Raw genomic sequence first — 1,856 nt, 5'->3', positions numbered from 1 at the left:
CCTCTCCCCCGCACCCCCGCCGTACCCGCGCCCCGCGCGTCCGGCCTCTCCCTGGCACCCCTTGCTGTATCCCTCTTCACCAGACGCACGGAGGCACAAGGTGAGCGAGTCCCTCGCCGAACGCATAGCCGCACTGCCGAAGTCCCGCCGGGCACTGTTCCAGGCCCTCGCGGGCCGCACCGGGGGGCGTGCCGCCGAGCGGGAGGACCCCGAGCCGGCGCCCCGGGATCCCGGCACGGCACCGGTGCTCTCCTTCGCCCAGCGCCGGCTGTGGTTCATCGACCAGCTCCAGCCCGGCAGCCCGGCGTACAACGTGCCCGTCGCCACCCGTATCCGGGGCCCGCTGAACGTCACCGCGCTGCACGGCGCCCTCCAGGACGTCGTGGACCGGCACGAAGTACTGCGGACCGTCTACCAGGACGTGGCCGGCGCGGCCGAGGCCGTGCCCCGGGTGATCGACGGCTACCGGCTGCCGCTGCCGGTCACCGACCTGCCCGACGAGGACGCCGTCCGGGCCTTCTACGACGCGGACGCCTCCGCCCCGTTCGACCTCGCGGGCGCGGTCCCGCTGCGCGCCTCGCTGGCCCGGCTCTCCCCCGACGACCACGTCCTGGTGCTGAACCTCCATCACATCGTGACCGACGGCTGGTCGATGCGGCTGCTCGCGACGGAGCTGGAACGCGCCTACGCGCATCGCACCGGAGCCGGGTACGCGGACCCCGGTGGGCCGCACCCCCCGCTCGCCCTGCAGTACGCGGACTTCGCGGCCTGGCAGCGCGACCGCATCGGCGGCGAGCGGCTCGCGTCGCTCACCGGTTTCTGGCGCGAGGAACTCGCCGGCGCCGCCCCGGTGGATCTGCCCACCGACCGTCCGCGCCCGCCGGTGTTCGGCCACGCCGGGGCCTCCCGGTACATCGAGCTGCCGCCCGGACTCATCGCCCGCTTGCGGGAGTTCGGCAGGTCGGAGGGCGCCACGCTCTACATGACGATGCTGGCCGGCTTCGCCGCGACCCTGCGGCGCTGGACCGGGCAGGAGGACATCGTCGTCGGCACCTCCGTGTCCGGCCGCGACCACCCGGCCTTCAGCGACCTGATCGGCTTCTTCGTCAACACCCTGCCGCTGCGCATCAGGACGGGCGGGGACCCGGGGTTCGCGGAGCTGGTCCGCGCCACACGGCACACCACACTCCAGGCGTACGCCCACCAGGAGCTGCCGTTCGACCTGATCGTCGACGCGCTCGGCCTGCCGCGCGACCCGAGCCGGCCGCCGCTGACCTCGGTGATGTTCCTGCTGGACGAGACCCCGGACACGGCGCCCGGCCTCGCCGGACTGGCCACCGAGCCCATCGACTTCTCGTCCCGCGCCACCAAGTACGACCTGATGATCAGCGTGCACGACACCGGCAGCGCCGTGCGCGCCCTCGTGGAGTACCCCACCGACCTCTTCGACGCCACGACCGTCGACCGGCTGCTGGGCCACTTCCTCACCACGCTGGAAGCGGCCGTCGAGCGGCCCGCCGAGCCGCTGTCGGCGCTGCCGCTGCTCACCGAGCCCGAGCGCCGTGCCGCCCTGGACGACTGGAACGCCACCCGCGCGCCGTTCCCCCAGGACGCCTGTCTGCACCACCTGTTCGAGGAGCACGCCGACCGGCGGCCCGACGCCGCCGCGGTCGTCTGCGGCGGGCTGGGCGGCTGGAGCGTCACCTACGAGGAACTGGAGCGGCGCGCCAACCGGCTCGCGCACCGGCTCGTCGAGGCGGGCGCGGGCCCGGACCGGACGGTGGCCCTGTGCCTGCGGCGCGGGCCGGGGCTGGTGACCGCGATCCTGGCGGTGCTCAAGGCGGGCGCGGCCTATG

General features: G+C 74.6%; 1 protein-coding gene. It reads left to right on the top strand.

The genetic code is table 11. The features are described 5' to 3' along the window. Positions 1–100: 100 nt before the first annotated feature. The coding region (locus tag N4P33_RS34975) for a condensation domain-containing protein (protein ID WP_260830936.1) at positions 101–1,856 on the top strand (1,756 nt) is incomplete at its 3' end.

The sequence above is a fragment of the Streptomyces sp. 15-116A genome (genome assembly GCF_025290915.1).
GTDB lineage: Bacteria > Actinomycetota > Actinomycetes > Streptomycetales > Streptomycetaceae > Streptomyces.
Note: the sequence above shows the minus strand (reverse complement) of the source record. Positions and strands in the feature narration are given on the sequence as shown.